Here is a 23,712-nt window from a genome sequence, read left to right as displayed (position 1 = left end):
CCCGGCCCTTTGAAGTGGGGGCAGCCCCCCGCCGGCACACGAATTCCAGAGAGGCGACGATGACCGACCCGCATGCGCGCCACGCACCGACCCCCGCCGAGTACGGAGCAGCGATGGATGAGTGGGGCTGGCCTCGTCAGTTTCACGGCCTCGTGGGCTATCTCGCCGACGAGTTGAGTCGGCCACCCGCCGCGTGCGCGCCGGAGGCGGCGCGGAGCTGGGCCTGTCGGCTGGCTGCGCGCCTGGCCTGCGAGTACAGAGGCGACCACCTGTATATCCCGAAGGGGGACGCACTCGACCGGTTGATCCGCGACGCTCGGGTCCACGCGGATTACCAGGTGGCGCCGTCGGCCGACACTGTAAAGGCCATTGCTCTTCGCGAGGGGCTGACCCCGATCCACACCTACCGAATCATTGCCGCGCAACGCAAGCTGGCGCGCCGGGGCGGGCCTGCCGTCGCAGGCGCCGGGGAGGCGAACGCATGAAGACGCCCAAGGAGGCCATCGCCGAGTTGTTGCGGCGCCCGGCTCGGGCCGCGGCGCTCGTCGAGACCCAGACCGAGGCCGACGAGGGCGATCGCGCGATGGTCGGCAACCTCAAGCGCGAGCTCGCCGAGCACCCGAGCCGCGGACTGACCCCGGCACGGCTGTATCAGGTCCTCGAGGCCGCGGAAGCCGGCGACCTGCGCCAACAGCACGCCCTGTTCGCGGATATGGAGGAAAAGGACATCGTCCTAGCGGCGGCGCTCATGCGCCGGAAGAACGCGACGGCCGGTCTGGAGTGGCAGATCGTGCCGCCGGACAACGCCACCCTCCATGAGCGCAAAGCGGCAGACCATGCGGCGGAGGTGTTTTCCGGGCTGGATGTCCAGAGTCTGGTCATGGACCTCGGCGATGCGATCGGGCATGGCTGGGTCCAGCTTGAGCTGCCGTGGACTCGGGACGGCGCGCATCGCGTGCCCGAACAGCCGACATGGCGAGAGCACGGCTGGTTTATGACCGCGCCGGAGCGGCCCCGCGAGATTCGTCTGCGCGACGGCACGGCCGAGGGCGAAGCGCTGTGGCCGCTTGGTTGGGTGAGTCACCGGCACCGGGCGCGCTCGGGCTACCCGGCGCGCGTCGGGCTGCACCGTGCATTGGTGTGGCCGTACCTCTTTCGGAACTACGCGCTCGGGGATCTGGCGGAGCTGCTCGAAATTCTCGGGATCCCGGCCCGGCTGGGCAAGTACCCGCGCGGGGCGACCGAGAAGGAAAAGGCCACGCTGCTGCGGGCGGTCACGTCGATTGGGCATTCGGCCGCGGGCATCATTCCCGAGTCGATGGCGATCGAGTACCTCGAGGCCGCCAAAGCGGACGGGGATGCACACATGGTGATGATCGACTGGTGCGATCGCTCCACGACCAAGGCGATCCTCGGTGGCACGCTGACAATCGGGACGGACGGCAGCGGCACCTATGCGCTCGGCCGGATCCATCAGGAAAGCCTGGATAGCCTGATCGCGAGCGATGCGCGTCAGTACGCCGAGACGATCCGCCGGGATGTGCTGTGGCCGATGGTGGCCCTGAACTTCGGCATCACGGATCCGCGCCGGGCGCCGAGGTGGTACCTGGATCTCGACCAGGTCGGAGATTTCAAGGCGCTCGCCGAGACCCTGCCGACCTTTGTCGAGACGGGGATGAAGATCCCGATGTGGTGGTTTTACGAGAAATCCGGGATCCCGCGCGCGGCGCCGGGTGAACCGATCTGCCAACCGGTGCGGTCGCGTGCACCGCAAGCGGTGCGCCAGGCGCCCGCGCCGGCACGGGCGGCGGCTTCGCGGTCGCCTGCTCCCGTCGTGGAGCGTGTCGCCGACCCGATGTCTGCGCACGCCTTCGGGTTGAGTCTGCTGCCCTACCCAATCGCGGTGCCCGCCGATGACGGCGCGCCGCAGCCATACAAAGGAAAACCATCATGAGCGTCGGGCAACTGAGTGTCGGCGTTGTTCTGAGCCTGATCGACCGATTTTCGCCGGGTATGCATCAGGTCGAGTCGCGCCTCTCGTCGATGTCGACCGGGCTGGCGAAGATCGGCACGGTTGCGACCGGCGCCGGGATGGCGCTCGGTGCCGTCGGCGATCGCGTGCTGGACCCGCTGAAGAAGGTGGCGGGGGCTGCGATGGCGTTCGAGTCGGCGATGGCCGACGTCAACAAGGTCGTGGATTTCGACGCCCCCGACGGGCTGGCGACGATGTCCGCACAGCTCGACCGCATGACGCATACGATCCCGCTGGCGGCGACGGGGCTGGCCTCGATCGCCGCCGAGGGTGGGCAGCTCGGGATCGCGGCCCCCGATCTGACGGGGTATGTCGAGGTTGTTGCGAAGATGGCGACGGCGTTCGACATGCTGCCGCAGCGGGCCGGCGAGTCGATGGCCAAACTCGCCAACGTCTACGATCTGCCGATTGCGCGGATCGGAAGCCTGGGCGATGCGATCAATCACCTCTCGAACAACAGCGCGGCCAAGGCGTCGGAGATCGTCAATGTGCTCGCCCGGGTCGGTGGCGTGGCAAAGGGTTTCGGGTTGACGGCCGTGCAGGCGTCCGCGCTCGGGAGCGCATTCATCGCGCTCGGGAAAACTCCGGAGGTGGCCGCGACGGGCATCAATGCGTTGCTGCTTAAGCTGCAGACCGCAACGCGGCAGAATAAGGAGTTCAAAGACGGCATTGTGGCGCTCGGCTTGACGCAGGAGGGGGTCGAGAGCGCGATCGCGCGCGACGCTCAGGGCACGTTGAGCGACTTTTTGTCGCGGCTCGCGGCCGTAAAGAGCGAGGCGCGTGCCGGCATCATGGTCGATCTATTCGGTTTGGAATACAGCGACGACATGTCCGCATTGGTCGGCGGCCTCGATCAGTACCATAAGGCCCTTAGCCTGGTCGGCGACGAGAGCGCCTATGCCGGGTCGATGCAAGCGGAGTTCGCGGCCCGCGCGGCGACGACCGAGAACGGCATGATTCTGTTGAGCAACCGGATGGCATCGGTCGGGCGCACGCTGGGGGCGGTTATGCTGCCGCCGCTTAGCGAGGCGGCGGACCGGATCGGGCTGGTTGTCACTCGGGTCGGGGACTGGCTCCAGGCGCACCCGCGGTTTACCGGAGGGCTCGTCATGGGCGCGGCCGGACTGGGAGTGTTTGCCGCGGCGCTGAGTCCGGTGCTGATGGGCGTGGGAGCGCTCGCGATCGGCGGGGCCGCGGCGCTGCGCGGGCTCACGATGCTGGGGCCGGCCGCGATGGCCGCGGGGCGAGGCCTGCAGGCGGGCCTGATGGGCGCGGTCGGAGCGGTTCGGGCGTTGTCGTTGGCTCTGTTCGCCAACCCGATCGGCCTCGCCGTGTTGGGTATCGCCGGGGCGGCGCTGGTAATCCGTAAGTACTGGGAGCCGCTGTCCGGCTTCTTCAGCGGGTTGTGGTCCGGCCTGAGTGACGGGTTGGCGCCCGTGGGTGCGGCGATCGGCTCCGCGCTCGCCCCGCTCGCGGAGATGACCCAGCGCTGGCTCGCGCCGCTGTCGGGCCTGTTGGCGCCGGTCGGCGCCTGGTTTACCGGCGCCTTCGCGCCCGTAGCCGGGGCGTTGGCGGCGCCGATTACGGCGCTGCAGAATCTGTGGACGTGGGTGACCAACATCCTCGCGCCGGTCCAGGGTGTTGGTGGAGCCGCCGAGTCGATGGGGCACCGCTGGGGGATGGCGATTGCAGGGATGATCGGCAAAGCCGCCGAGCTCGTCGGCGCGTTTGCTGGGCTGGCCGGACGGTTCGCCCAGATCGGCGCGGAGATTGTGCAGGGGTTGATTAACGGGTTCGTCGCGCGATGGGGCGCCTTGAAGGCGAAGGTCAGCGAGCTGGCGGGCGGGATGGTGGGGGCGGTGCAGGGCGTGCTGAAGATGCACTCACCGTCACGAGTGTTTGCCGAGATCGGGCGCTATGCCGTGCAGGGCATCGAGGTCGGCCTGGGCGAGCGCGAGCCGGCGCTGCTGGGCCGAATGCGTGAGACAGCCGCGCGCTTTGCTGCGGTGCCGCTGCTGGCGGGCGCTCTGGGTGCGGCGGCGATGCCGGCGCAGCCCCCGATGGCGTCCGCGGCGCTGCCTGCTGTTTCCGGCGCCAACCCCGCGCTGCGCATCGACGATCCGGCATCCGCCGCCCGCGATGCGCGCCGCGCTGCGTGGCTCGGCGATGCGCGGGCGCGGACGGCTCCGCAGGTGCCGCAATTCGGCCCGCTGTCGCTGTTGGCGCCGCAGATGCCGCAGCTTGGCCCTTTGGCGGCTCCGCAGATGCCGCAGCTACCACAGTTCGGTCCGCTGTTGGCGCCGCAGATGCCGCAGCTTGGCCCTTTGGCGGCTCCGCAGATGCCGCAGCTACCACAGTTCGGTCCGCTGTTGGCGCCGCAGATGCCGCAGCTTGGCCCTTTGGCGGCTCCGCAGATGCCGCAGCTACCGCAATTCGGCCCGCTGTCGCTACCGCAGCTACCACAGTTCGGTCCGCTGTTGGCGCCGCAGATGCCGCAGCTTGGCCCTTTGGCGGCTCCGCAGATGCCGCAGCTTGGCCCTTTGGCGGCTCCGCAGATGCCGCAGCTACCGCAATTCGGCCCGCTGTCGCTGCCGCAGCTACCACAGTTCGGTCCGCTGTTGGCGCCGCAGATGCCGCAGCTTGGCCCTTTGGCGGCTCCGCAGATGCCGCAGCTACCGCAATTCGGGCCGCTGTCGCTGTTGGCGCCGCAGATGCCGCAGCTTGGCCCTTTGGCGGCTCCGCAGATGCCGCAGCTACCGCAATTCGGCCCGCTGTCGCTGTTGCTGCCGCAGATGCCGCAGCTTGGCCCTTTGGCGGCTCCGCAGATGCCGCAGCTACCGCAATTCGGGCCGCTGTCGCTGTTGCTGCCGCAGATGCCGCAGCTTGGCCCTTTGGCGGCTCCGCAGATGCCGCAGCTACCGCAATTCGGCCCGCTGTCGCGCTCCTCGGCTGGGGCGGCTACGGATCGGCGGCCAGCCTCAGATGGTGGGGCGGCCGATCGCGGCCGAGCCGGAGCCGCCGCTGCTTCTGGAGGGGGTGGGGGTATCACGGTCAATATCGGCCCGATCACGGTCAACGGCGACGCGGACGGCGCGGAGGTTGCGCAGCGGATTCGCCGAGAGGTGGAGTTGGCCCTGCGTCAGCATCGCGAGCGTGACGAGCTGGCGCGGCGCGGGCGGATGTTTGACTGATGACAAAGTTCAAGCGCGAAGTCTGCCGAAACCTAGAGCTCGACGGGCCACCGACCGCCGAGAGCTGCGCCGCTGTCGGTAGCGCGCTGCTCAAGCTGGCCCGCGACACCGCCGGTGCGGTCGCCCTGTGCCGGAGCAACCCGGATCCGAGCCGCCCTTCATGGGCCCAAGTCATCGGCGCCGGTGCGGCGTTGGCCACTTTGCTCTCCGCCGCCAAGACCTGTAGCGCGGCCGGCATCCCGATCGGAGAGCCTTGGGTGGTGCAGTCGATCCAGGATCAATCCGGGAGGCTCGCAGTGGAGATGGAAACCCTCGCCGTCGCCTTCGAGACCGCCCGCGAAGACCTCCGCGCCGCCGGTACACCCCGCCCCGAATAACGTCATTGCGTGTTCGTGACGCGCCGCCTAGCGGTTCGGAGGTGGGGCGTTTCGCGCGGAGAGTGTCGGAGAGTGAAAGGCTGGTATCGCGGAGTGAGAAACTGGAAAATCAGTTTTCTCGCGTCGAGGGCAAAAGTTTTCTCGCGTCGCTACAGGACAGAACCAGATGTCGGAAATCACCCCACAACGCATCGTTTCGGAGCTCGACAAGCACATCGTCGGTCAGGACGAGGCGAAGCGCGCCGTCGCCATCGCCTTGCGCAACCGGTGGCGTCGCTCCCAGATCCCGGAGCCGATGCGCTCGGAGATCACACCGAAGAACATCTTAATGATCGGTCCGACCGGCGTGGGCAAGACCGAGATCGCGCGGCGACTGGCCCGCCTGGCCAATGCGCCGTTTCTAAAGGTGGAGGCGACCAAGTTCACCGAGGTCGGCTATGTCGGGCGCGACGTCGAGTCGATCATTCGCGATCTGGCCGACATCGGGATCAAGCTCGCGCGCGAGCAGGAGATGGCGAAGCTCGCGGGACAGGCCGAGGCCGCCGCCGAGGAGCGCATCCTCGACGCGCTCCTCCCGCCGCCGTCGAATTTCGAGGAAGAGAGCCGCTCGACCACCAGCTCGGCGACCCGCGAAAAATTTCGCGATCGTCTGCGCGCCGGCGAGCTCGACGAGCGCGAGATCGAGATCCAGGTCTCCGCCTCGCCGATGGGGGTCGAGATCATGGCCCCGCCCGGCATGGAGGAGATGACCAATCAGCTTCAAGGGCTTTTCCAGAACCTCGGCCAGGGTCGCATGAAGCGTCGCAAGCTGCGCATCCGCGACGCCCGGCAGCTGCTCAAAGACGAAGAGGCGGCCAAGCGGGTCAACGACGAGGAGCTGAAGCTGCGTGCGATCGAAAACGTCGAGCAGAACGGCATCGTGTTCCTCGACGAGCTCGACAAGGTCACCAAGCGCGGCGAAGGCATGGCGGGGGCCGATGTCTCGCGCGAGGGCGTGCAGCGCGACCTACTGCCGCTGGTGGAGGGCAGCACGGTGTCGACCAAGCACGGCTCGGTACGCACGGATCACATCCTCTTCATCGCCTCCGGTGCCTTCCACCTCTCCAAACCCTCGGATCTGATCCCGGAGCTGCAGGGCCGCCTGCCGATTCGCGTCGAGCTCAAGGCCCTGACCACGGAGGATTTCGTGCGAATTCTCACCGAGCCGGACGCATCTTTGACAGATCAGTACCGTGCACTGCTCGCCACGGAGGGCGTCGGCCTGGAGTTCACCGAGGACGGCATCCGTCGACTCGCCGAGATCGCCTGGCAGGTCAACGAGCGCACCGAGAACATCGGGGCGCGTCGTCTGCATACTGTTCTGGAGCGGCTGCTGGAGGACGTGTCCTACAACGCGTCTGATCTGGATCGCGTGACGGTGACCATCAACGCGGCCTATGTCGATCAAAACCTCGCGGGGCTCGCGGCTGACGAGGATCTCTCGCGTTATATCCTGTAAACCGCACCCGGTGCCGTATGCGCCGTTTGTTGGACTGGCTTGGCCCGCGCCGGCTCCGACGACTGTCGGAGTCGGCGCGGTTTAAAGCAACATCGTTCTTGATCCAATCAATCCTATTCAAAAACCTCCGCGGCAGCATCGCGGACGCCGGAGAACCCCATGCCGACACCCACCGAGCTGAACCTGCACCAACAATCACGGATCCTCGAGATCACCTTCGACGACGGCTCGCACTTCAACCTGCCGTGCGAGTACCTGCGCGTCTACTCCCCATCGGCCGAGGTCCAGGGTCACGGTCCGGGGCAGCGCGTCCTGCAGCTCGGCAAGGAAGATGTCGGGGTCGACAAGATCGAGCCCGTCGGCAACTACGCCATCTGTCTGCACTTCGACGACGAGCACAACACCGGCATCTACTCCTGGGAGTACCTCTACACCCTCGGGGTCGAGCAGGAGCACCGTTGGAAGGCGTATCTCGACGAGTTGGAAAAAGCCGGACAGAAACGAAAGGTCCTTGCCTCCTGATCCGCGACGCCGATCTTGTAGAGCCGATGTTGTAAACTGACGCCCGCACGGCACGACGCACGCCTTATGTTCGCGTCGACCGACCCGGATCACATGGTCGTCGCCGCACAACGGCCTCGACCTTCGAAACCATCATCGATCTGAACCGCGCCGCCGACGGCCCTTGTTCGCGTCAAGGCCGAGCAAACCCCGAAGCGGTGCAGATCCAATCAAGCGCGGTTCAGCAGAGACACAGCATGTCCGAAGACAAGACGACACATTTCGGTTATCAGCAGGTTCCGGTCGAGGAGAAGGCGTCGCGCGTGCGCGCGGTGTTCGACTCGGTCGCCTCGCGATACGACCTCATGAACGACCTCATGTCCTTGGGCATCCATCGGCTCTGGAAGCGTCACACCATCGAGCTTTCGGGCGTGCGGCGCGGACAACGTGTGCTGGATCTCGCTTCAGGGACGGGCGATCTCGCCGAGCGCTTCTCCGGCATCGTCGGCGCACAGGGACTGGTGGTCATGTCCGACATCAACGCCTCCATGCTCACCGAGGGGCGCGAGCGCATGCTCGACCGCGGACGCGTCGGCAACCTGCATTACGCCCTGATCAATGCAGAGAAACTGCCGTTCCCGTCGGATTACTTCGACTGCGTCACCATCGGTTTCGGTCTGCGCAACGTCACCGACAAGCAGGCCGCACTCGTGGAGATGCAGCGTGTGCTGCGGCCCGGCGGACGGGCACTGATCTTGGAGTTCTCGCACCCGGTCAGCCGCCCCTTGAGCAAGGCGTACGACCTCTACTCCTTCTCGGTCCTTCCCACACTCGGCCGCTTGGTCGTGAACGACCCCGAGAGCTATCGCTATCTGGCCGAATCCATCCGCATGCACCCGGACCAAGAGACGCTGCGCGCCATGATGGAGGCGGCCGGGTTCGAGCGTTGCGACTACTTCAACCACAGCGGCGGCATCGTCGCCATCCACCGAGGGTACAAGCTGTGACCGAAGGCATCCAGATCCCGGACGCGGCGCTGGCCGTCGTCGAGCAGGCACTGAACCGCTACATCGCACTGGACCCGGAGGGTGCGGCCGCATTCGCCGCACTCGAGGGGCGGATCATCGGCATCGAGCTCAAGGGGTTCGGCACGCGCGTGACCATCATCCCGAGTGAGCGGCGTCTCCAGCTCTTCGGCGGTTACGACGCCGAGCCGGACTGCCTGATCCGCGGCACGCCGCTCGCCCTCGCCCGCATGGGCATGGCCGAGCGCAAGGAAACACAGATCATCCAAGGCGAGGTCGAGATCCTCGGCGATACGTTACTGGCACAAGCCTTCAACCGTGCGATCGCCGGCCTCGACGTGGATTGGGAGGAGCAGCTCGCTCGCATCATCGGCGATCCCTTCGCCCACCAGGTCGGCAATCAGGCGCGCGCGGCGGCGCAATGGGCACGCAAGAGCTCCGATTCCCTGACCGCGAATCTTCAGGAATACCTTCAGGAAGAGGCCCGCCTGACGCCGACACGCTACGAGGTCGAGGCGTACCTGGCGCAGGTCGACATCCTGCGCGACGACGTCGAGCGCGCAGAGGCGCGTATCGAGCGCCTCGCTCGCACACATGCGGGGTCCGGCACTCCGTCATGATCGGACCCCGCGAGGCCCTGCGGCTCTTCCGCATCAATCGAATCCTACTGCGCCACGGACTCGACGAGGTCATCCTCGCGACCCACCTGTTTCGGCCGCTGCGTTGGATCACCTACATCTCGCCCTGGCACTGGTTTCGGCGCAACCTGCCCAGTTCCTACCCGGTCCGCGTGCGCCTCGCGCTGGAAGACCTGGGGCCGATCTTCGTCAAATTCGGGCAGATCCTCTCGACCCGGCGCGATCTGCTGCCCGACGAACTGGCCGTCGAGCTGGCCAAGCTTCAGGATCGGGTGCCGCCCTTCGACGGCGCGGAGGCACGCGCCATCATCGAAAAAGCCTGGGACTGCTCGGTCGACGACGTGCTCGACGAGTTCAACCCCATCCCGCTCGCCTCCGCCTCCATCGCGCAAGTCCACACCGGACGGCTGAAGAACGGGACCGAGATCGTGGTCAAGGTGCTGCGACCCGGCATCGAGCGGACCATCCGCGGCGATCTCGGGCTGATGTACACCGTCGCCCATCTCGCCGAGCGCTACTGGAAGGACGGGCGTCGGCTGCGCCCGGTCGACGTGGTCCGCGAGTACGAGAAGACCATCTACGACGAGCTGGATCTGCAACGCGAGGCCGCCAACGCATCCCTGCTGCGTCGCAACTGGATCCACAGCGAGATGCTCTACATCCCGGAGGTCTACTGGGACTGGACCCGCCCGGGCGTCATGGTGATGGAGCGCATCTACGGCACCCCGGTGAGCGATGTCGCGCGCCTGAAAGCCCAAGGCGTGAGCATGAAACAGCTCGGCGAGCGCGGGGTCGAGATCTTCTTCACCCAGGTCTTCCGCGACAACTTTTTTCACGCGGACATGCACCCGGGCAACATCTTCGTCGAGCCGTCAGGGCGTTATATCTCCATCGACTTCGGCATCGTCGGCACACTCACGACCGAGGACCAGCGCTATCTCGCCGAGAACCTGCTCGCCTTCTTCGAGCGTGACTATCGGCGCGTCGCCGAGCTGCACGTGGAATCGGGCTGGGTCCCGTCCGGGACGCGCGTCGACGAGTTCGAATCCGCCATCCGCACCGTCAGCGAGCCCATCTTCGAGAAGCCGCTGGCCGAGATCTCCTTCGGACACTTCCTGGTGCGGCTGTTTCAGACCGCGCGGCGCTTCGACATGGAGATCCAGCCGCAGTTGGTGCTACTGGAGAAGACGCTGCTCAACATCGAAGGCCTCGGCCGTCAGCTCTACCCGGAACTCGACCTCTGGACCACGGCAAAGCCTTACATGGAACGTTGGATGCAGGAGCAGATCGGGGTCGTTGGGCTGCTTGAACGGACCAAACGCAACTTCATCTCCGTCGCCGATCAGACACCCGAGATCCCCTTGATGGCCTACCGGATCCTCAGCACGTACGACAAGCGTCTACGCGCAGCCGAGGCCGGGGCGTTCGGCGACCACGGCCGCAACTCAGGGCACGACAAGGCCGCATCGACATCCCAGTCGGTCCGCGCACTCGGCGGCGCCACCGTCATCGTCTGCGGCACCCTCATCCTGCTGCTCGGACCCGGTCCTTGGTTGCCGGCGACGACCGGGGTTGCGCTCGTCGCAGGCTGTTACATGGTCGGTGCGTTGTTGTTTTTCTCTGCGGGTCGGCAGGTTTAGGTTGTTTTTGAGATTTGTTGAACCGCCGAAACCTTGGATGTAACCCCTGGAAACCAAGAATCGTCCAACAATGTTTCCAGAGAAATGCTGCATTCTTCCGGAATTTGGCTTGGCTCGATCTTTAGATGGCGCGCAGCGCCGGCGCGTGCCCTTCGGTAGGCAGGCCCGAGATAGCTCTCTGACGCCTCGACGAGTGTCGGGTCTGCCTCAATCATGAGCGCAATTTGGCGCCTGACCTGACCGATGAGATCGCGGCGAAGCTCCGACCTTTCGGACTCTCGGAGATGCCAAGTTAAAACCTGGAGTGATAGGTACGACAGTTGACTCTCGATCACCTCATGACTCTGATCGGCGATAGATTCCACCTCACGCACGAGTCGATCCAGATCGACAGCCTCCCAGCGGCCCGCCCGGAGCAGACAAGCCGTTTGATGCGCCCACTCGCGCAGGTCACTTGGAACCTCAGCGTCGGTTCCCAGTGATGACTGCGCTTCAGCGACGTCCTTCTCCTCATGTTTTTCAGCAAGGGTCATTATCGTATGCGCTAACGTGGATTGAGCAGCCGCCTCGCCACGCAATTCTCGATACTGCATCAAGACATTTTCTGTGGTGCCCGCGCCGATTACCCTGCCGTGCTCCATCAGTAACGCCTTGTTGCACATCCGCCTGATCAGGTCTTCGGAATGGGAAGACAGTACGATGATGGAAACCTGCTCCGTAAACAACTTCAGACGCTCGCTAGCCTTCTCCAGAAATGCAGCATCACCAGCACCGATTCCCTCGTCGATCAACAAAATATCCGGGGCCACGGATGTCGAAACCGCAAAGGCAAGGCGCATCTGCATTCCCGCCGAATAGGTACGAATTGGCAGATTGAGGAAATCACCAAGCTCCGTGAAATCAGCGATCTCGTCCATACGGGAACGAATCTGAGAACGCTTCAGCCCCAAGTAAAGACCGCGGAGTAGAATATTCTCATAGCCGGTACTTTCCGGATCCATTCCAAGACTGATATCGAACAAGGGCACTGTCGACCCCTTAACGTCCACGCAGCCCTCATTTGGCTCGTAAATCCCGGCGAGCACGCGCAACAACGTCGTTTTGCCTGCACCATTGTGCCCCACAAGTCCGATTCGATCTCCACTCTCAAGCTTGAGATTGATGTCTTGCAGGGCCTGTACAACCGAGATTCGGTCGGAGCCTGACTCGGAACGAATCTGTCCACCGGTCGCACTCTGCATCAAGCGATTCTTGATGGATCTTGTCGCCGAGCTGTAAACCGGAAAGGACACGGACACATTCTTGAGAATAACAGATGCCATCGTCCCTGCCCTCATACCCAATAGGCGATCCGCCAACGATAGGCGGAATAAAAGAAGAGCGTTATCGCCCACCCGAACACTGCTATAGCGATTACGGCAAGCCAGTTTTCCAACAGAGGGGCTTGTCCAAGCATGGGCGCACGGAGGATCTCGACCATGTGATAGAAAGGATTGAGCTGCAGGAACAAGGCCCGATCGGGCAACATCTCGGGTCGCCAGATCACAGGCGTGAGGAAGAATAGAACTTGAACCACGCTACCGACGATCAGAGGCACATCTCGAAACCGCGCACTAAGGAGCCCGAAAAAAAGCGCCATCCAGAAACCGTTGATCACAAGAATCAGGACAGCGGGGAGCACCCAGAGCACCTGCCAACTCAGACCCACGTCGTACCACCAAGCCACCGCCAGGAAAATCCAAATATTGTGGGCGAAAGCAATCAGTGCAGACCAAACCTCTCGGTAACCATAAATCGATACAGGCGCATTGAGTTGTTTTATCATTCCCTCTGCGGCTATAAAAGCCTGGCACCCGCCCAAAATCATGCTGGATACAAGTCCCCAGATCACAAAACCTGCGGCGAGAAATGGGAGGTATTCGTGTAGGTCTTGGCCGAAGATCTGCCCATAGAGAAGGCCCAGCGCGAAGACCATGACACCCATGGAGATGGTGATCCAAAAGGGTCCGAGCGTCGACCGCCGATAGCGTTGGCGTATATCATGCAGACCCAGCGTCGCCCAGAGCTCCCGACGCCGCCAACCGTCCAGGATGTCGTTCAAGGCACGGCGTAATTGCTCTGGCTTCAAACCGAAGCGAAACTGCTCAATCAAAGGTGACCGGACTTGTTCGGCGTTAGCAGACATCACAACAGATTTCCGCAGCAGCGATTCCAAACAATATTTTACATCGCAAAATCGAATTCATAAGGATCCAGAAAAGTTAAGCTGTGCGCATCAAGCCCACAAACCCCAAGCGACCGTAACGACAAGTGTAGCCGTGACCAAGATGCCAGACAATGCGTGCCATGCGCGCGTTGGCGCACGAATCTCAACCGACGCCGTCCTCGAACGACGCTTCGGTCCACTTAGCGAGCCGGCGCACTCAAGCTCGCGGGCATTCGCTTAGGTACGCACGGATTTCGAACGTCGCAGAAACAAAGGTAAGCTCTGCTGTCCGCGGATCATGATGACGCCGGAAGCGAGAGCCTGAGAGGTCAAGAGCGGTCATTTTGCCGCCGGTGACCTCCAAGCCTAGAGAGATCTTTCGCTGCCCCGCTGACTGCTGTAGCATCTTCGCTGGGCTCTCTTTAGCCTTATTTGTGGTCGAACACGAATCGCCCGCAAAGCTCTGCTGAGATCAAGCCCAACTGTACCCGCGATCGCTAATGTTGCGCGGCGAACGGTCACCGCCCCTCGGGTCACTGGTGATCAAGAAAGCGCGGGCTCCTTAAGTTTAGCTGTATCGGAGGCTCAGGATGAACTTCGCTTACCCGCTAACGCGTTTTATTTACAATGCTTTATCCATATGCTGCTTGACACTTGCGACCTTGACGGGAACAGCAAGCGCTGCAATATGGATTCCGGTGCATGGGGAGGTTCGCCTCGCCGACGGAACGCCTGTCTGCGCTATGGTCCTGGCAAATGGTCAATACGTGTTCTCATGTGGCGGTGATGGTTCGTTCCGATTGGCCGTCCCGCTAGATGATAACGGACACATAACCTTGTTTGCTTTTGCTGACGGATTCGCCCCGTTCAGCATGACTGCTCACCCCAGCAACCTTACCTCACGTGTGCAGCTAGATCGCGCGCGCCTTGATAGTCCGACGATCGACGTTGGATTAAGCTGTTCGCAGCAAGACTCGGGCTGGGTTCGGATGACCGGCCAAGTGACATCTGTCCAGGGTAGTCGATTGTGTAGCATGGTCTTAGCTAACGGACAACACACATTCTCATGTGACGGAAGTCTTGGGTTATATGATGTCACTGTACCTGTTGATGTCCAGGGCAATGTTACGCTGCTCGCTTTCGCTGACGGTTTCCAGCCTTTTCGCAATACTTTCAGCGGTGCCAACTGCCAATCTGATGCTAGGGCGCTCGTCGAACGCCTCGTCGGGACCTGGGATTTCAAATACCAGATCATCAGCGTCTGGGTAGATCGATATGCCCTGTCGGGTCCTGCTGTCGAGTCGCCTGAGGGCTCTGGAAAATACTTTCTGCTAGGTGAAGACGTGTGGGGGGATCCCGTAGCCGCCACTTGGGATGCAACCATGAAGACTTATGCACTTCTCGATCCCGGCATTTCTATCGACCAATTTTTTACGTTTGACCTCACCTCCCCGACGAATGTACAGGGATGCTACTACCAGATCTCGAAAAGTACTGGCACGTGGAGTCGGTGTTATGTGATGACGGGAGAGCAGATTTCACAATCCACTGGCTTCGTAGTTTCCGAAACGGTCGAGCCTGTGCGGAAAGACGAACAGATGCAGTACTATGCTGAGTGGGCGATGATCGAGGAAAGCAGCTTGATCGAATCCTGGTCCAGCATGGCTCTGACCAATAACCCCTACACCTCATTTTGGTCGTCTGACCCTTTGATCGAAAAGGAGTCTTACGAAACGCTCCTAGATGGCCTGGAGAGGGTGATTCAGCTTGGTCCTGACTGAGCAGCAGATTGAGAGTATAAGAAGCGCCAAGTCGATGACTTGGCGCACGAATACCTGAGGTTTCAAGCCAGCAAACGATTACTGGACTTGATCTACCATCACGTCTTCGGAAGCCTCGTGAATATTTGCTCCTCCTAAACATGAAGTTATTCACCTGGAGAGGCTCGCGATTTCGAGCCCTTCCCGCGTCATCTATAAATAGCAAACACTTGTCTCACTGATTAGGCTCCAAATGGTTGAGGTTGATACACGTTACGGCAAGCTCACGGTTCCGGACAAGGCGACGGATCTTATAGTGCGTTTCCTTGATCGGTACGGAGAATGGGCATGGGAAGAAGCCCGTTTCGTTGCCAATACGTTACCGGGAGATTCCGTCCGCGTTCTCGACGCAGGTGCATTCATTGGTACCTTTGGTCTCGGTATCGCGCTCCAAAGGTCGGTCGATTTTCTCTGCTTAATCGAGGCAAACAGCGCACTGATCCCGCTTCTCGAGGAGAATGTCGCACGCAACCATAGAGGCTCCTTCTGTGTCACCGAGGGAATTCTAGGTTGGCCCGCCTTCGCTTTCCACAATGGGCATTGTGACCCGCACAACCTTGGTGCGACGTCCTTCGTTGCTAGCGCTGATGAAACTCCGCCTTCTCCGGCGGCGCAAACCGTCTTTCAGCAACGTCTTGTCACTCTCGCGGAGCTTCGTGCGGAGCACGGAAACTTCGATCTCATAAAGCTCGACTTGGAAGGAATGGAGCTCGGCGTTCTCAAGAGTGACGCAGAGCACCTCGCACATGGCGAAACCAGCATTTGGGTCGAGTGCAGAGAAGATCCGATCTCACTTGACATAGCAGCTCTACTTTTATCCTGGGGATTGGATCTCTATTACTTTGCCTTTCCCGCTTACAACCCGGACAACTTTCGAGGCGACCCCACCCCAATTTTGCCGCTGGCTTACGAAGCTGGGTTACTTGCTGCACCCAAGGCGCCGCCTGAGCTGGATAAAGAGATGCTGCGTCATGGCTGTATTCTCCGGCGGGTTAGCCACTTGGACGATCTCAAGGACGCACTTTGGCGTACGCCCCGTTGGGGGGAAACTGCATGGATAAGGTCCGGCACTGCCGAGGTTGTGGCACTCGCCGTGCATAAGCTGCGGGGAGAGAACTATGAAACGTATCTCGGCCCCGACTGGAAGCCGAAGCCATTGCCGGACAAAGGCGTTTGGGCCCGCTTAGAAGAGACCGAGGCTGGACTCCGACGAGCCGAGGCGCTGGCCTACGAGCGCCTCGATTTGCTCGAAACCGAACAAGAGCGCGCGCGGAACGCCGAAGCCCGTATGGCTCGCGCGTGTGTCGAAGCACTTGACCGCCTTTCAGAACTTGGAGTGGAGCGAGACCGTGCATACGATTTCGAGAAACGCGCCTTAGCCGCAGAACGTCGAGCCATCGAGATTGAAACAAGCACGACATGGCGATTAACCTCTCCAATCCGTCGGATTCTCGACAATTGTCCCCGTCTACGCGCCGTTTTGCTCCGGACTCGTGGTGTGGCATCAAATCTGATCAGGCGTTGGCGTTAGCCGAGTCATGAACCAAAAGGCGATTGCTTGTGGTTAACTTAGATGCGAGATCTTCCGCCGTGTCTCACCGCCAAAGCGAAGACGAACGCCGGGCGATCGCTGCACATTTCGACTGCGGCTACTACCTTGCGACCAATAGTGACGTGCGCGACGCAGGCATCGATGCGCTTTCGCATTTCCTCGACTTTGGCTGGCGCGAGGGTCGTAACCCGAGCCGGTTCTTCGACACAAGCTACTACCTTGCAAAAAATCCCGACGTCGCCGCAGCTGGCATCAATCCACTCCTCCATTTCATCTGGGCAGGTTCTCAAGAAGGCCGACAACGTCGCCGGCCACTCGATGCGTTCCGGCGGCAGCTTGAGGACAGCGTATCGCTGCGAGTCAAGGCGAAGAGATGGGCAGAAGGCGCCGAGCACGCGCCAACGATCTCGACAAGCGCCCTCTCGGACGCCATTGCTATCACAGCTGGCCGGGGTTTGATCCTATCCCTTAGCCATGACGACTATGCCCGCAATTACGGGGGTGTTCAGTTGGTTATCGGCGACGAGCAGGCTGCGTTCAGCCGAGCCGGTTGGCGTTACCTCCATATCTCGCCCGCGATACCGCTTCCGATGCTTGCAAACCCCCAGCCCACCGATGATTTTGTTGTCAGCCTTCGCTTAGATTCCGAATGGATTGGGGTAGCCAGCTTCGTAGATTTGATTGCAGTGATTGCAGAGCAGCGTAGGCAGGGCATCGACGTGCGCTCCGTTATTCACCACCTGATGGGCTTTGCTCCTGAGCTCGTGTTTGAGCTTCTCTATGCGAGCCCTGATTCGCGCCCGATCGTATGGATACACGACTTTTTTACGATCTGCCCTAGTTACGCGCTCATGCGAAACGATGTCGACTACTGCGGCGCTCCACAACCGATGTCCGCTGCCTGCAGCATCTGCTCATACGGGGAAGAGCGTAAGCCTCATCTCAAGCGGGTCAGAGAGTTCTTCGAGGCAATGCAACCCTCGGTGCTGGCACCGTCCGAAATTGCTCTAACCCTTTGGCGCAGTAGCGGTTGTCTGCCTCATGCGCAGGGCTGCGTGCGTCCTATTGCTCGCATCGTCACCGCACCTTCCCAGCGACCCACCGAGACCAGCCCGTCGGGCAAGCCGCTTCGTGTAGCCCACCTTGGTGCTAGGGCATTTCTCAAAGGATGGTCGATTTTCGAGGACCTCGCATTGCGCCTGGCCAACGACGGTCGATACGAATTCCTGCAACTCGGCTCGCCGGACTCCGGCTCTCCTCTACCGAGCTTCATTCGCAACATTCCGGTCATTGTCGACACCAAACAACGCAATGCGATGATCGACGCGATCGCCGAGGCGCGCATCGACATCGTTGTGAGTTGGCAACTTTGGCCGGAGACCTTCTCGCTTTCTGTCCATGAAGCGTTAGCGGGCGGTGCATTCGTCGTTGCCAGAACCAGTGCTGGCAACGTCTGGCCAGCAGTCGAAGCGAACGCTCCCGATCAAGGCTGCGCTGTCCCTGACGAAACAGCGCTGTTCGATCTGTTCGAGGGCGATCGGCTGCGGGTACTCGTCGATTCCTCTCCAAAACTCCGAGGCGCGCTGCTCCCGGTAGAGGTCACCGCCAACTGGCTACGGACGCAGTCAACGAGGCGTCCGCAGCCGTCGCTCACGATTGCAGAAGACAACCAGACAGACTCATGAGCATCTATGTCTGAGACCCATTGTTTCACCAGTGCATCTTTTGCGTACCTCGACCGCGTGCGCGTGCTCGGCGAGACGCTGCGCCGCCATCACCCGGAATGGACGTTTTGGCTGTGCCTGTCCGACCGTGAGCCAGCGGGCTTCATTTTCGACATAGCGCGCGAGCCGATCGATCACGTGGTGCGTTTAGAGGACCTCGGCATTGCCGACATGAAGCGTTGGATTTTCGATCACGATGTCGTCGAATTGTGCACAGCCGTGAAGGGACCGATGCTCTGTCGACTACTTGAATTGGGCGCGGACAAGGTCGTCTATCTCGACCCCGACATCGCGCTCTTTGGAGATCTTCACGACGTTGAAGCGCTTCTCGACCGCCACGATGTCCTTCTTACGCCGCATCAGCTTGAGCCCGATAGCGAGCATCAAACCATTGTCGACAATGAAATCGGGTCGCTAAAACACGGTATCTACAACCTGGGATTCCTTGCTGTGGTCAACACCGCCGAAGGCTGTCGCTTCGCGGAGTGGTGGCGTGACCGACTTCTTGAGTTCTGTTTCGACGATATCCCGAATGGTGTATTTACCGACCAGCGCTGGTGTGATCTCGCACCGGCCTTCTTTGCGGGTACCTACGTGCTCCGCGACCCCGGTTACAATGTCGCAAGCTGGAACTTGAGTCGACGACCGATATCGATCGGAGAGGACGGAAAAATATACGCAGCAGACCAGCCGTTGCGTTTTTTTCATTTCACGAAGATCAACGGGGCTGGAGAAACCATGTTGGAACGCTACGCAGGCGGTCGAGTAGCGGTCTTCGAGTTGATGCATTGGTATCGATCCCGCTTGGCCGCCAACGCGCCTACTGGACTACCGTTGGGTTGGTGGGCTTACGGTTCTTATTCGGACGGCTCGCCAATCCAGCGCAAGCATCGACTCGCCTACCGTGCTAGGCCGGATCTTCGCGACCGCTACCCGGACCCCTTTACCGCTGGACCCAACTCGCTTGCCGCACATTTTGCGGCTGCTGAACCCTGACCAAGTTCTGCAGAGGGGTGGCGCGATATTAAAATATGTTTTGGATAGTAGACCCCTCCCCAACCTCGGAACACAGCGTTCACGATCAGACGGCATGCATAAACATAGGACCCCTGCCTTGCTTACTGCATCCAGGGGCTTGCTCATAAACTCGGCCACGTCGCTGATCGCAGGCGTAGGGTGGACAAACGCAGCGCAGTCCACCAGCGCCGGCGCCAGACTCGGGGGACTTCACTTTCGCTCGTCCACCCTACGGCACCGGGTGGCCGCGGGTGGTTTCCCACCCGCGGCTCCTACAGATCCGGACGTGCGGGACTACCGCATCCGGCTCCTCGATTGAGCAAACGCTACGCGACGTAGTTGCTGTGAACGACACGTGCGGGCGGCAGGGGATAGCGTTGGAGCAAGCGGTTGAAGGCATCCCAGTTGAGCGAAGGCCGATAAGAGCGGCGATTGAGCCACTTCAGCCAGACACGGCGGACAGCCTGACGAAACCGCACCAACGCACGCGCGTTGCCGGTGATTCCGTAGTAGGCGTCATGACCGCGAAGCTTGCGCCCGAGTGCCTCCCATTGCTCCGCCACCGAGAGATGGCGATGGCGGCGGCACCAGTGCCCGATCTGCCGCACCGCGCGGCTGAACCGGGTTTTAGCCGTCTTGCGTTGCACCACCCAGTGTCCGTTCCGGGAGCGTCCCCAATAATGCGTGAAGCCGAGCAGGTCGAAGCTGCGCCCGCGCTGCGAGCGCCGCGTTCCCCGCCGCCAGGGCGGACGGCGAAAGTCCACCAGGCGAGTCTTCTCGGGGTGAAGTGTCAGCCCGAAGCGCGCCAAGCGCTTGGCCAGCACCTCGAGCACCCGCCGTGCGTCCTCTTCCCGCTCGAAGGCCAGCAGCGCATCATCGGCAAATCGGACCATGAGGGCCCGTCCGTGCAGACGCGGTTTGACCTCCTGCTCGAACCACCGGTCGAGCACCTCGTGCAGGTAGACATTCGACACCAGCGGGCTGATCACACCCCCTTGCGGGCTGCCCCGCTCGGGATGGTGGATCACCCCCTCCTCCATGACCCCGGCTTGCATCCATTTGCCCAGCATGCGACGGATCACCCCGTCACGCACCCGTTGGTCGAGAAAGGCATGAAGATGGGTTCGTTCCATGCTGTCGAAGAAGGCTTGGATGTCGAGGTCGATCACCCAAGCACCCCGCAGGTCCATGATCCCGTCCCACAGCGCTTGCAGCGCCTGGTGGGGGCCACGGCCCGGGCGAAAGCCGTACGAGCAGTCCAGGAAGTCCTGCTCGTAGACCGGCTCCAGTACCATCAGCACCGCGCGCTGAAGGATTTTGTCCTCCAGCGTCGGAATACCGATCGGGCGGGTCTTCTTCGTTCCATCCTTGGGGATGTGCACGCGCCGCACCGGCGGCGCCCGGTAACGACCGCTCTTGAACCGATCGAGCAGATCGCTCAGGTTCTCCTGCAGCCGCTCTTCGTACGCCTCGGCAGTCACACCATCCACACCCACCGCGCCATCCTTGCGCGTGCGCCGGTACGCCTCTTCCAGCCACATCAGGTCGATGTGGTGCGCCAGCGTGGTCAGCACCATCTCCGGCGCCTGTCTCGCCAAATTCGCGATCGTCTCTTGTTTCGTTGTGATGGTCTCGCAACTCGATGTTTGCGCCATCTGTCCCTCCAGACGTTGTCTCAACCGGTCGGCCGCTTCCCTCCCGCGGGTCCTCCGGGTCGAGTTCCCCGCGCTCCTCGGTACTATCAGCCGACTCTGACTGCTCAGCCGTCATCACGCCGCACTTCGTTGCCTTCGCTTGGCGCTACCTTGCCGTCGGTCCTGTTCGCTCCCGTCGGCCGGACCAACGCCGACAGGCCGGGGCGGCTTCTTACGCGGTGCCCGCGCCGCGTCTCGGGCAAGGAACGATTGAGCGCTCCCAGGTTCCTGGACGACCCGTGCGTACATGCCCTGCTCTCAGACCCCGGCGGAGTCTCGACATCAGGCCGTTACGATGCCGAAACTGTTGCCTTCCGGTCTTCCGAATACGTCGGCTCCGCTGGATTCAGTGACGGGGCTCCATCACACGGCCTGCACGCCCCCTGTGTACGCTTCGCAGGCGGGATCGCTCCTGCACCACGCAACACTCGGTTCCGGTGGATGGCCACTCCTTACCGGCTCGGGACTTGCACCCGGTGGGTCGCAAAAAGGAGTTTCCGATTGGCTTATCCGTTCGCTATCTTCCTCTCCTTCCAGGCTTTGCCTGGCGCAACGGGATTATGAAAAACGCCGCATCCCGGTCAATGCGTGGGGAGTAAAGCTCAAGCGGGCAATCCCAACTCCGTCAACAGGTTTCTGACCAGATGCCTATTCGCCGCGACCGAAAAACGCTCAGTGACCGCTCGCAAACCAGCCAACGAAGAACGCTCCCACTCATCCGCAACCTCGTAGAGCCGCACAATCGCCGCAGCAAACGCCTCAGGCTCTGCGGCCACAAGAATGCCCTGGCCGTCATCCAACTCAAGCCCCTCGGCTGCCGTCGGAGTCACGACGCAGGGCACTCCGTACCCAAGACTCGTCACCACTTTGCCTTTAAGGCCAGCCCCGTAAAGCAGCGGCGCGACCGTTATCCGCACCCGAGCGAAGAGCGGCTCGATGTCCTCGACATAACCCAAAACCTCCACGCCGTTCCCCTCGAGTCCGAGAACCTCCGGAGTCGGATAGCTCCCCACAATCGAAAGCTCGATATCGGGCAATCGACGATGCACGATGGGCCAGACGCGCTCGCAGAACCACAGGATGCCATCCGCGTTTGGCGGATGCCGAAAGCCGCCAATAAATAGAATGCCTCGTCGCCCGTCGTAGCCCGCGCCGCGTCCGGGGATCTCGCGAAGCAGCGGGATGACACGCAGACGGGCCGCCGGCACCTCCTTGGCGACCAACTCGCGCTCGATCGGACTGATGACGATAGTCGTGTCGGCCCCGCGAACAACCTCGAGCTCCTGGTGTTTCATGCGGCGGACCACGGACTCGCTGGGAGCTCCGGTTTGCGTCGACGTCCGACGCTCTTCACGCAGATAGTGCAGATCGACCGTATTGAAAATGACCTTGGCGTGCGGACACAGCGCGCGAACGCGCTTTAGGTACCTTGAACCTTGCGCCAAGCGCATGAGCATGACGACATCGAATTCTTCGCCGCGAGCGCGGAGTAACTTCTCGACGGAATGCGAAAAAGGCAAATAGAGACACTCGACCCCCATATCCTGTAGATCATGGGTATAGGGTCCGGCATACAAGAGATCCGCCGGTATGAAGGTGACACGATAGTCGAGCGAGTCGAGGACCCGCAGATAATTAAGCAGATCGATCGAGCCCGAATCTCGGTCAGGCGTCGGAGTGCAGGCATCGATGATCAGCATTCGCGCCGCGGGGCGGCGATCGGCCTCGAGACGCTCGCTACGTGCGGCACTCCGGACGTGCGCCATGATCATCTCACGCCACTTTGCAGCAAAGTGATGATGATCCAGATCCTGACCTGCATTTGCTCTAACTGATACTTCGGAATCTGCGTGGCCCTCCGCGTGTTGAATGACCTGCGAGCGCGGCTGATAAATGACGCGATAGCCGCTCGCCCGCACGGCGAAACACAGATCCATTGCCGCAAAGTCGAGGCAGGTGTAACTCGGATCGAAACCGCCGACGTCTTCCATGAGCACGCGGCGAACCAGGATTGCAGCAAAGGAGAAGGCATCGGCATCGCGCATGAAACCGAGCTCTGGGGATCTGGAATCCTGCTGATGACCGTAGCGTCGAGTCCAACCGTCGTCACCGATGATACGGCCGGCTTCCTTTACGCGGCCATTCGGAAACAGGAGCTGACTCCCGACGAGCCCGGCCTCGGGGATTCGCGATGCGCTCGCCATCGACGCGTCCAACCACCCGTCGAGAACCCGGGTGTCTTGACTTAGAAAAAACATCAGATCACCGTGAGCCAGCGCGGCGCCCCGATTCGCGGCAGCCACAACGCCGAGATCGTGGGTCATCCGCAGATACCGAATGTCACTGCGCTCGGCTAAGGACGAGTCGACGTCGTTGCCTGGACGAACGTCGATCACGATGACCTCGATCGGAACGGCGGGCGGATGCGTTGCAATGGAATCGAGGCATGCAATGGGGTTACTGAGTCGCTGAAAGACCGGAACGATCACGGATACCACCGGGATATCCGATACCTCGGAGGCAATTCGCAAACGTACGGGACACGTACGACCGAAAGAGGTAGGTATACCCTCAATAGTGTTCTTCACACCGACGTCCATCCACTGCCGCTGCTCGACCCAATCGCGGTACGCGGAAGTGCCGCTGAACCATGGCCCGAGGGCGCGAAATGCAATGGATTTGGCGGCGAACCTGAGCCTCCCGCTCAGCGGCAGCCGATGCCAGAGGGTCTGCAGCACCCGATCGATCCCGAAGAGACGAGGCTTCATCTTGATTCTCTGCGAGATGCGCCGGTGCC

At 61.8% G+C, this 23,712-nt stretch carries 17 protein-coding genes; 13 read left to right on the top strand and 4 right to left on the bottom strand.

The features are described 5' to 3' along the window. The first annotated feature begins 59 nt into the window (after window positions 1-59). The 9 genes from BDD21_RS09295 to ubiB all read left to right on the top strand — a co-directional run bounded on the left by BDD21_RS09295 (window position 60) and on the right by ubiB (window position 10,902). Window positions 60-485, top strand: a complete 426-nt coding sequence (locus BDD21_RS09295; protein ID WP_120796938.1) for a Mor transcription activator family protein — start codon at window positions 60-62, stop codon at window positions 483-485. Continuing rightward, window positions 482-1,954 carry a DUF935 domain-containing protein gene (locus tag BDD21_RS09290; protein ID WP_120796937.1) on the top strand — a complete coding sequence of 491 codons (1,473 nt, stop codon included), beginning with the start codon at window positions 482-484 and terminating at the stop codon, window positions 1,952-1,954. The genes BDD21_RS09295 and BDD21_RS09290 overlap by 4 nt, the downstream gene beginning before the upstream one ends. After that, complete coding sequence (locus tag BDD21_RS09285) at window positions 1,951-5,223, top strand: phage tail tape measure protein (RefSeq protein ID WP_120796936.1); 3,273 nt, start codon at window positions 1,951-1,953, stop codon at window positions 5,221-5,223. The genes BDD21_RS09290 and BDD21_RS09285 overlap by 4 nt, the downstream gene beginning before the upstream one ends. After that, window positions 5,223-5,600 (top strand): hypothetical protein, encoded by a 378-nt coding sequence (locus BDD21_RS09280; RefSeq protein ID WP_120796935.1) that lies wholly within the window; start codon window positions 5,223-5,225, stop codon window positions 5,598-5,600. Before BDD21_RS09285 ends, BDD21_RS09280 begins: the two co-directional genes overlap by 1 nt. Window positions 5,601-5,766: 166 nt before the next feature. Beyond that, window positions 5,767-7,098 (top strand): ATP-dependent protease ATPase subunit HslU, encoded by a 1,332-nt coding sequence (gene hslU / locus BDD21_RS09275; protein ID WP_120796934.1) that lies wholly within the window; start codon window positions 5,767-5,769, stop codon window positions 7,096-7,098. A gap of 159 nt (window positions 7,099-7,257) precedes the next feature. After that, entirely contained in the window at window positions 7,258-7,620 is a 363-nt protein-coding gene (locus tag BDD21_RS09270) for a gamma-butyrobetaine hydroxylase family protein (RefSeq protein WP_120796933.1), read from the top strand. A gap of 236 nt (window positions 7,621-7,856) precedes the next feature. Further along, the gene (ubiE, locus tag BDD21_RS09265) at window positions 7,857-8,606 is read left to right on the top strand and encodes a bifunctional demethylmenaquinone methyltransferase/2-methoxy-6-polyprenyl-1,4-benzoquinol methylase UbiE (protein WP_093030043.1); all 750 of its coding nucleotides are present in this window, start codon (window positions 7,857-7,859) and stop codon (window positions 8,604-8,606) included. Further along, complete coding sequence (locus BDD21_RS09260) at window positions 8,603-9,244, top strand: ubiquinone biosynthesis accessory factor UbiJ (RefSeq protein WP_120796932.1); 642 nt, start codon at window positions 8,603-8,605, stop codon at window positions 9,242-9,244. The genes ubiE and BDD21_RS09260 overlap by 4 nt, the downstream gene beginning before the upstream one ends. Continuing rightward, window positions 9,241-10,902, top strand: a complete 1,662-nt coding sequence (gene ubiB, locus BDD21_RS09255; protein WP_120796931.1) for a ubiquinone biosynthesis regulatory protein kinase UbiB — start codon at window positions 9,241-9,243, stop codon at window positions 10,900-10,902. Before BDD21_RS09260 ends, ubiB begins: the two co-directional genes overlap by 4 nt. Here the strand turns inward: ubiB and BDD21_RS27775 are convergent. Further along, window positions 10,899-12,224 (bottom strand): DUF29 family protein, encoded by a 1,326-nt coding sequence (locus BDD21_RS27775; protein WP_170164721.1) that lies wholly within the window; start codon window positions 12,222-12,224, stop codon window positions 10,899-10,901. The genes ubiB and BDD21_RS27775 overlap by 4 nt on opposite strands. Before the next feature lie 11 nt (window positions 12,225-12,235). Further along, on the bottom strand, window positions 12,236-13,087 hold the full coding sequence (locus BDD21_RS09245) for an ABC transporter permease (protein WP_120796930.1): 852 nt from the start codon (window positions 13,085-13,087) through the stop codon (window positions 12,236-12,238). A gap of 611 nt (window positions 13,088-13,698) precedes the next feature. Here BDD21_RS09245 and BDD21_RS27395 point away from each other — a divergent pair. From BDD21_RS27395 to BDD21_RS09225, 4 genes are all read left to right on the top strand, one after another. After that, window positions 13,699-14,889 carry a hypothetical protein gene (locus BDD21_RS27395; RefSeq protein ID WP_147431032.1) on the top strand — a complete coding sequence of 397 codons (1,191 nt, stop codon included), beginning with the start codon at window positions 13,699-13,701 and terminating at the stop codon, window positions 14,887-14,889. Window positions 14,890-15,121: 232 nt separating this feature from the next. Next, window positions 15,122-16,459: an FkbM family methyltransferase gene (locus BDD21_RS09235; RefSeq protein ID WP_120796928.1), complete on the top strand. Its 1,338-nt coding sequence runs from the start codon at window positions 15,122-15,124 to the stop codon at window positions 16,457-16,459. A gap of 59 nt (window positions 16,460-16,518) precedes the next feature. After that, window positions 16,519-18,165: a glycosyltransferase family protein gene (locus BDD21_RS09230; RefSeq protein ID WP_120796927.1), complete on the top strand. Its 1,647-nt coding sequence runs from the start codon at window positions 16,519-16,521 to the stop codon at window positions 18,163-18,165. A gap of 6 nt (window positions 18,166-18,171) precedes the next feature. Next, window positions 18,172-19,200: a hypothetical protein gene (locus tag BDD21_RS09225; protein WP_120796926.1), complete on the top strand. Its 1,029-nt coding sequence runs from the start codon at window positions 18,172-18,174 to the stop codon at window positions 19,198-19,200. 347 nt (window positions 19,201-19,547) lie between these two features. Here the strand turns inward: BDD21_RS09225 and ltrA are convergent, their stop codons facing one another. Both ltrA and BDD21_RS09210 read right to left on the bottom strand, forming a co-directional pair. Further along, entirely contained in the window at window positions 19,548-20,876 is a 1,329-nt protein-coding gene (gene ltrA, locus BDD21_RS09215; protein ID WP_120796924.1) for a group II intron reverse transcriptase/maturase, read from the bottom strand. Between the two features lie 641 nt (window positions 20,877-21,517). Further along, the gene (locus BDD21_RS09210; RefSeq protein WP_147431030.1) at window positions 21,518-23,683 is read right to left on the bottom strand and encodes a glycosyltransferase; all 2,166 of its coding nucleotides are present in this window, start codon (window positions 23,681-23,683) and stop codon (window positions 21,518-21,520) included. Window positions 23,684-23,712 lie beyond the last annotated feature (29 nt).

Origin of the sequence: Thiocapsa rosea (assembly GCF_003634315.1) — a bacterium.
Taxonomy (GTDB): Bacteria; Pseudomonadota; Gammaproteobacteria; order Chromatiales; family Chromatiaceae; genus Thiocapsa; species Thiocapsa rosea.
Note: the sequence above shows the minus strand (reverse complement) of the source record. Positions and strands in the feature narration are given on the sequence as shown.

Excerpts from the sequence above, each read along its gene's own strand:
- BDD21_RS09295 (WP_120796938.1), top strand. The coding sequence starts at position 60 with ATGACCGACCCGCATGCGCGCCACGCACCGACCCCCGCCGAGTACGGA.
- BDD21_RS09290 (WP_120796937.1), top strand. The coding sequence starts at position 482 with ATGAAGACGCCCAAGGAGGCCATCGCCGAGTTGTTGCGGCGCCCGGCT.
- BDD21_RS09285 (WP_120796936.1), top strand. The coding sequence starts at position 1,951 with ATGAGCGTCGGGCAACTGAGTGTCGGCGTTGTTCTGAGCCTGATCGAC.
- BDD21_RS09280 (WP_120796935.1), top strand. The coding sequence starts at position 5,223 with ATGACAAAGTTCAAGCGCGAAGTCTGCCGAAACCTAGAGCTCGACGGG.
- hslU (WP_120796934.1), top strand. The coding sequence starts at position 5,767 with ATGTCGGAAATCACCCCACAACGCATCGTTTCGGAGCTCGACAAGCAC.
- BDD21_RS09270 (WP_120796933.1), top strand. The coding sequence starts at position 7,258 with ATGCCGACACCCACCGAGCTGAACCTGCACCAACAATCACGGATCCTC.
- ubiE (WP_093030043.1), top strand. The coding sequence starts at position 7,857 with ATGTCCGAAGACAAGACGACACATTTCGGTTATCAGCAGGTTCCGGTC.
- ubiB (WP_120796931.1), top strand. The coding sequence starts at position 9,241 with ATGATCGGACCCCGCGAGGCCCTGCGGCTCTTCCGCATCAATCGAATC.
- BDD21_RS27775 (WP_170164721.1), bottom strand. The coding sequence starts at position 12,224 with ATGGCATCTGTTATTCTCAAGAATGTGTCCGTGTCCTTTCCGGTTTAC.
- BDD21_RS09245 (WP_120796930.1), bottom strand. The coding sequence starts at position 13,087 with ATGTCTGCTAACGCCGAACAAGTCCGGTCACCTTTGATTGAGCAGTTT.
- BDD21_RS27395 (WP_147431032.1), top strand. The coding sequence starts at position 13,699 with ATGAACTTCGCTTACCCGCTAACGCGTTTTATTTACAATGCTTTATCC.
- BDD21_RS09235 (WP_120796928.1), top strand. The coding sequence starts at position 15,122 with ATGGTTGAGGTTGATACACGTTACGGCAAGCTCACGGTTCCGGACAAG.
- BDD21_RS09225 (WP_120796926.1), top strand. The coding sequence starts at position 18,172 with ATGTCTGAGACCCATTGTTTCACCAGTGCATCTTTTGCGTACCTCGAC.
- ltrA (WP_120796924.1), bottom strand. The coding sequence starts at position 20,876 with ATGGCGCAAACATCGAGTTGCGAGACCATCACAACGAAACAAGAGACG.
- BDD21_RS09210 (WP_147431030.1), bottom strand. The coding sequence starts at position 23,683 with ATGAAGCCTCGTCTCTTCGGGATCGATCGGGTGCTGCAGACCCTCTGG.